Here is a 6,698-nt window from a genome sequence, read left to right on the forward strand (position 1 = left end):
TCAGTCACTGATTTCGTAAAATCAAACCTCCAGACACTTCGCCCGCTGAGCCAGCTGTTCGATCAGCCGGTTTACGATTTCCGGCTGGTCGGTGTTGGAGTTGTGTCCGGCGTCTTTGATCCATTCCAGCGGTATGCCAGAATTTTTATGCCACGCCTTGTTGTATCGAACACAAGATCCCGCCTTGTCCTGTTCGCCGCAGATGAGCAGGGCGGGGCATTTGATTTCATAGGGCAAATCCCGCTCCACAGCCTCGGCAAGGATTCGGAAGCCGTGACCGGCAATCTTTGCGTAGCGCTCCTGGTCGCCGTCATACACCAGCATCAGGTCCCGCATCAGGTTCCTTCCGTATTCCGACAGGGCGACGCCCTTTGTCCCGGACTTTAAGAGGGCCTTCCACGGATAGTAGCGATAGACTGGCTCCATTCGTTTCAGCAGCCAAAGCTCCGGCTCTGTCATATGCTTTCGTTGCAGCGGCGCGGAGTCGATGGACACAAAGCCCTTCAGCTTTTCGGGGTAAGTTTGCGCATACGCCTGTCCCACATAGCCGCCCATAGACTGCCCCACGATAACGGGTTTTGTGATCCCCTCCTGCTCCAGAATTCCGTCCAGCCACCTTGCCTTGTCCATCAAATCGAAGGCAAAGGCAAAGGGCCAGGAGGCGGCGTGGCCGGGGGCGTCCCACACAAGGACATTGTATTTCCCCTCAAAATACACGATTTGTTTCTCAAACAACCGGTGATCCGCCGTCAGACCGGGCAGAAACACCAACGTTATTGCGTCCGGTGAAATCAGATTCACCCAATAATGGATTTTGCCCAATGGTGTCGAATATGTTTTCTCGTTCATACTTCCTCACTCTCCCTTTTTGCACCAATCCTTTTCTCCCAAACGATCATTTTCATATACTCCTTCCTTGCCCATCGGGGCGCATTTATCATTTTATTCTGTACCTGCTTATATCGTAAGTCATTGTCGTGTAAACGAGAATTTATCTTACCCTTGCCATATAGTAATCCAATTGGTTCATCAAACTCCAGAATTGTTCTGCTTCATCCACGGATAGTGTTCTATACTCCATTTTCATATCCTCGCAAATTTTGATTCTCCGGTGAGCCACTCGTCTCTTGAAATTGCAAACACACCGGCTTTTCATTGCCCTCATCCGAAAACGCATCGACATCCCAATTTTTCTATCCATAAGCCGCTTTCCGCCCTCATGCACTTTCACTCCTCAGAGCCGTATTTTTCAAACCGGCACTGCTCTATTACCTCGTCCCCGAGCAGCGTGATGGCCTTTTGGGGGCAGCGGCTGATACAGCGGTAACACATGGTACACCGGTCTTCCGCGGTGGCTTTCCCGTCTCGCAGGGAGAGATTTTTCGTGGGGCATAAAGAGACGCACAGCCCGCAGCCCACGCATTTTTCGCTGATTTTCAGCTTGTCTGTGTATCCCGCCGTCTTGCCGTAAAACCACAGCCGCTGTCCAAAAAGTCCCTTCAGGTGGGAAAAGAAGGACAGCCCGTCCTGGGGGTAGTTTCCTTGCTTGATCTGCCGTGCGGCAGCTTCTATCTTTTGGTCGGCCTGACGGACGATCTCCCGGTTTTCCTCTGGCGTTTTCTTCAGCAGTTTGCTGTCGCAGACGGAATCCGGCATTTTGATCTGCAAACCGCCGAGTATTGTCGCCCCGCGTTTTCTTAAAATTCGAGCCGTACATCCTGTTCCATCACCGCTGAAAAGCCCCATCGTATTGACGCAAAAGACCTTTTTCCCATTCCATAGAGAAGAATGATTTTTAATAAAATCACGCACTATGATAGGGGCATTGGAAAACTGCGTCGGGTAGCCCAGCACAATGATGTCATGCTTTGTCAATATTTGAATCATCTCTGTATGTTCTAACGGAAAACTCTGAGCAGACGCGTCCAACAGTTTGACTAACTTTTCGACACAATGTTTTGTATTTCCAGTTCCGCTAAAATAGATTCCAATCATGAACGCATCTCCTTCCTTAAATGGGAAATTGCTTTTTTACAGTGCGGTTACCCAAAAACATACTGCTGAAATTGCATAAAGTGGTGTCATAATAAACGTTTCCTTTCTACTCCACAGCTTATTCACAATCATTTTTCCTTTGATTTTGACAATCTATTTCTTCTGTTTTCCATCATTTTCTGACTGTTTTCGATTTTCGTTTTTCTTTTTTCTTTTAGCTTTTCCTTTGCCTTAAAAATGGCTTCAATTAACATCCGATTTGCTATCTGTCCCATATTGTCACCTCCCGTACAAAACATCAAAGCTATTTCTCCAATCTCATCCGACAAACAGAAAGCCCTGTTCTTTCTCTATCCCAGCACCGCCACAATCAGGGCGCACAGCAAGCAGGGAACGAGACCAAGCGCCATGCCGATCACCGAGCGCACTACATGATACTTCTTCTGGTGATACGCCTTGTCCATGTGCTCCGTTCCCGGCAAACGGATGCGCTTGACGTTGGCAAACAGCACCCAGTCCAGGAAAAAGCAGTCGTACCAGTCCACCAGCAGCCATAGACCGTATGCGTACAGGAAGCCGGTCTTGAAATCCGTCGCTCCTGCCGCAAGCGCCAATGCCGTCAGAATGGATAAAGCCAGCAACACTGCAAAGCCCTTTTTCAAGAACACCGGGGCACTGAGCACCTCGGTGGGAATGCGCTCATGGGTTTCAAAATATTTCTCCTGAATGTCCTTGGGGTAATCGTGGATCCACCAAACCGGATTTTTGCACAGCGGGATCATGATCATGCAGGTGAACAGGATCAGCGCCCCAACACATTCCATTCCATAAATCGTCCAATTCACTGTTTTGTACCTCCTATAATGCGTTCCAATATAACAATGCAATATATCTTTTCATTTTCTCTGCACAATGCCTATATTTGCTTTTACACATTCCGTAATTTTCTGTCATTCATCTGTTCACTGGTGATGGTTTGTACGATCAACTTATTTCATCCCATAAATTTCAACAAAATGTGACAGATGCACACCTATCTGCGTCCACATTTCGTCCGTCCTGTCAGGCTCCCGGTCTGCAATCTCTATCATCACTGTTACCGGTGCTACGATTTCCAGAGCAAGCAGATTGGCATCAAACCTGCGAATCAAATTCTTTTCCATCATTTTTTCTAACATCAGAGCATACATTTCCTGATTTCCGGTCAGCTGGTGCTTTGATGTAAGTGCCGCAATCTTTTCATTTCTATACTGCTCCTTTGTACAAAATCTTCTGACCTTTTGTATCTGCGGATCCTTCATTGTGAATCCAACTCGTCTCAGACAATCTTCCTTGAATTCATCTAGTGATTCCGGAATCTTATCCAAATGAGCGCTATTTCCGAAATTCTCGTCATATTTATGTTCCATCATAGCAATCAGGGAATCGAGAATATCTTCCTTTCCCTTATAATGTGCGTATATGGATGGACCTTTTATTCCCACAGCTTCTGCAACTAAATCAATGGATGTCTGGTCATATCCCTTTTCAGAAAATAAATCAAGCGCTGCGAAAAGTATTCTGTCCTTTGTTTTTATCTTTTTCATTTCGTTTCTCCAATCTTTGTATTCCTAATAGTCGTTAGGGATATTATACCTAATATCCGTTAGGAAATCAATATGTCATGAAAACGAATCACAGCAATCTTTCATCCTTGTTGTTCAATATGAACGATACGAGAAAAAGGCATCCAGCAAAACTGCCAGATGCCCCTTTCGAATCGTGTTTCTTCATATTAAATTGTAATCTCATTAAATAGTAATCTCAATCCCACCCCGGAAGACTACCGTGCTGCCTTTCTCATCAATGCGGATGTGATCCGCCAAACCGCCCCACAGTTCTCAGCGAAACTCTGTCTGTTCTCCTGTCAAATCTTCCAGCTTAGTGATGAAGTTCGTGAGTATCTCCTTCGTGTCATTCTTTTCCTGGATGAGTGCCTCCAGTTCCTGAAATCGGCTATGCTTTTCACCATAAATGGTGCGGAGCTTCTTTTCGTTCTCTGCCTGCTCCGTCTGATCCAGGGCTACACTTGCATTCTTCTGGATGAGGTTCGCAAGGTTCTCTGCGATAATTCTCAGTTCCTGTTTCAGCCGTTCCTGCTCTGCGCCAAGGGAATCTATCTGGCAGACCGTTTCAATCAACTCCTGCAGGTTCTCTATTGTTTCCTCTTTCGCCTCCACCAGGGCATTCAGCGCCTTGAGGAACAGCTTCTTGATTTCTTCCTCACTCAAATGCGGTGTGTTGCAGGGCGGGGTGTCTTTGCCGTACTTCCGATTGCAGCGGCAGATGACCTTCCGGTACTTGTCGGTGGAATGCCACACCTTGGAACCGTACCATCCACCACAGCACCCACACTTGATTTTGTTTGAGAAAATGCTCACTCCGCTGTAACGACCATTCTGTTCCCGGCGGGCAAGTTCTGCCTGCACAAAATCAAACTGGGCAGGGGGAATAATGGCTTCATGGTGTTCCTCCACATAATACTGAGGGATTTCGCCGTTGTTGGTCTTTCTCTTCTTCTGCAGGAAGTCCGTGGTGTACTGTTTCTGGAGGAGTGCATCCCCACGGTACTTCTCGTTGGTAAGGATCGATTTCACCGTGCTGATGTGCCACCTGTCCTTGCCAGAAGGTGACTTGATGCCCCAGGTGGTATTCTCAGAAATGCTCCGGCTTTCCTCCTGTGCCAGGGAACTCATGATGGTTATCATCAACTCGCCCTTGGCATCCAGCGTCCAGATGTTCTCCTTCTCGAAATAGACCTCAATGCCTTTATCCTTCAGCTTTCGGATGGTGGTCAGGCTGTCCACCGTGTTTCGTGCAAATCGGCTTACCGACTTGGTAATGATGAGGTCAATCTTACCATCAAGGGCATCTTCCACCATCTGATTGAATCCGTCACGCTTTTTGGTGTTCGTGGCGGTGATACCCTCATCCGAATACATCCCCACAAACTCCCAATCCTCATGACCTTCAATGTAGGTCTTGTAGTAGGTCATCTGCGCCTCGTAGCTGGTTGCCTGTTCCTCACGATCCGTGGATACTCGTGCATATCCGGCTACCTTCTTTTTCCTTCTGACTGCCACCGGCTCCGATGTGAACTGGTTGAGGGTAGCATGTATTTTTCTTACTTTCTTTGCCATGTCTTTACCGTCCCATTCTTATATTCAAAATCTACCTGAGTGTCGGAAACGACCACCCGGTCAATGTCTGCGGATACTCTCGCCTGGAAGTTCTCACCAAGAAGGCTTTCTGCCGCCTCAAGCAGTTCACTCTCCGGCAGACGTTTCATTTGGCACTGTGTCCTCGGCTGGGAGCAGCACCAAATCTTTGTTTTCTTTTTCCCATAATTGTCCCTTTCGCATTTGCATCCACAGGACCCGCACCAGACCTTATTGGTGAAAGCATTCTGTCCCCGGCATCCGCTAAACTGCCGGATGATGGATTTCCTGTTCCCGTTCAGCAGGGAAAACTTAATGCGGTCAGAATAAAGGGTCACTTGCTGTATTTCCTTTGAATAACAACTCTCATCAAAGGCACCGCCCAGCACTGTCTCAGCGGCCGCTGTGAGTTCCGTCTCCCAAATTGGTCGGCACTCGCATTGCTTCATACCTTTCCACTCTCTGGTGTTGCAGACCCACCGCTTTCTGTCTCCGCTGGTTCTCCGGCTGACACCGCATCCGCAGTATCCACACTTCACTTTGCCGGAGAAGGCTGTAAGGTTGTCCTGATTGTTCGGAAACTGCTCCGCTCTCTGCTGCCGGATTTCCAATGCCTTCTGGTAATCTTCCTCCGAGACCAAAGGCTCGAACATCTCATCCACCAGGTACATGGGAAGTTCACCTTTGTTCTTTCTGCGGATGTGACCTTCGGTGAAGAAGTTCTTCTGAAGGACCATCGTTCCGGTGTAGGACTGGCTTGAAAGTATCTCCTTGATGGTTGTCTGCTCGATCGGCATTCCCATCTGCCCGGTCACGCCTCGCTCTGCAAGGGTCTTTGCAATGCCATAGGCTGATTCCCCGGCAAGGTACCTTCTGTAGATTTCCTTCACCACCTCGCCCTGTTCGGGGATGATGCGGAACATCTCTCCGTCCCATTCATAGCCGTAGGGTGCTTTGTGACCGTTTGGGATACCTTGCTCAAACCGCTTTCTGGTAGCCCATTTGATATTCTCTGAAATGCTCCGACTTTCGCTGACAGGGAATGCAGCAGCACCTCACAATCCTCGGAGACACGGGCATACGCAGCAACTCGCATCTTACGCTTGAGCTGCGTCACACCCGGTGTGATTTGTCTGATTCTTGGCATGAAACCGCCTCCTTTCACAGTGACATATTCCCGTAATAACCGCACTGTATCAAGTCTATATTGGAGAATAATGTGCCGAATATCGGACGGTATTTTTCTTGCATCCTCCGCAGCATCCGCACTTGATTCTGTTGGATAAAATACTCACGCCACTATACCGACCATTCTAAAGCACTGGCTTTTCCATAAACTCGTTACCAAATGAAAACAAATATAATGAATAATAAGCAACAAATTAATAAACCTAACCACCCGAAATCTCGCTGTTTGTGAACTTCCATGATAATTAACTCTCGTTTGTATCAGAAAAGGTAATGAAGATGGTAAAAATCCCTTGATTTCAGTGAAAAAATGCGATT

At 47.6% G+C, this 6,698-nt stretch carries 7 protein-coding genes; all 7 read right to left on the reverse strand.

Going from position 1 to position 6,698, the window contains the following annotated elements; translation table 11 throughout:
* Positions 1–21: 21 nt before the first annotated feature.
* Positions 22–849 carry an alpha/beta fold hydrolase gene (locus tag ACTNC0_RS13125; protein ID WP_441087718.1) on the reverse strand — a complete coding sequence of 276 codons (828 nt, stop codon included), beginning with the start codon at positions 847–849 and terminating at the stop codon, positions 22–24.
* Positions 850–1,227: 378 nt separating this feature from the next.
* Positions 1,228–1,995 (reverse strand): EFR1 family ferrodoxin, encoded by a 768-nt coding sequence (locus ACTNC0_RS13130; protein ID WP_427806836.1) that lies wholly within the window; start codon positions 1,993–1,995, stop codon positions 1,228–1,230.
* Between the two features lie 128 nt (positions 1,996–2,123).
* Positions 2,124–2,270 carry a hypothetical protein gene (locus ACTNC0_RS13135; protein ID WP_441033182.1) on the reverse strand — a complete coding sequence of 49 codons (147 nt, stop codon included), beginning with the start codon at positions 2,268–2,270 and terminating at the stop codon, positions 2,124–2,126.
* A gap of 75 nt (positions 2,271–2,345) precedes the next feature.
* Positions 2,346–2,840 carry a hypothetical protein gene (locus ACTNC0_RS13140; protein WP_441038265.1) on the reverse strand — a complete coding sequence of 165 codons (495 nt, stop codon included), beginning with the start codon at positions 2,838–2,840 and terminating at the stop codon, positions 2,346–2,348.
* Positions 2,841–2,984: 144 nt separating this feature from the next.
* On the reverse strand, positions 2,985–3,581 hold the full coding sequence (locus tag ACTNC0_RS13145) for a TetR/AcrR family transcriptional regulator (RefSeq protein ID WP_441061853.1): 597 nt from the start codon (positions 3,579–3,581) through the stop codon (positions 2,985–2,987).
* Between the two features lie 294 nt (positions 3,582–3,875).
* Positions 3,876–5,117, reverse strand: coding sequence for a recombinase family protein (locus tag ACTNC0_RS13150; protein WP_441087719.1), 1,242 nt, complete (start codon positions 5,115–5,117; stop codon positions 3,876–3,878).
* A gap of 41 nt (positions 5,118–5,158) precedes the next feature.
* Entirely contained in the window at positions 5,159–6,115 is a 957-nt protein-coding gene (locus tag ACTNC0_RS13155) for a recombinase family protein (RefSeq protein WP_441087720.1), read from the reverse strand.
* Positions 6,116–6,698 lie beyond the last annotated feature (583 nt).

It is taken from the genome of Blautia sp. HCP3S3_B11 (assembly GCF_052064435.1).
GTDB lineage: Bacteria > Bacillota > Clostridia > Lachnospirales > Lachnospiraceae > Blautia_A.

Coding starts and splice junctions, on each gene's coding strand:
- ACTNC0_RS13145 (WP_441061853.1), bottom strand. CDS start 3,581: ATGAAAAAGATAAAAACAAAGGACAGAATACTTTTCGCAGCGCTTGAT.
- ACTNC0_RS13135 (WP_441033182.1), bottom strand. CDS start 2,270: ATGGGACAGATAGCAAATCGGATGTTAATTGAAGCCATTTTTAAGGCA.
- ACTNC0_RS13155 (WP_441087720.1), bottom strand. CDS start 6,115: ATGTTCCGCATCATCCCCGAACAGGGCGAGGTGGTGAAGGAAATCTAC.
- ACTNC0_RS13125 (WP_441087718.1), bottom strand. CDS start 849: ATGAACGAGAAAACATATTCGACACCATTGGGCAAAATCCATTATTGG.
- ACTNC0_RS13130 (WP_427806836.1), bottom strand. CDS start 1,995: ATGATTGGAATCTATTTTAGCGGAACTGGAAATACAAAACATTGTGTC.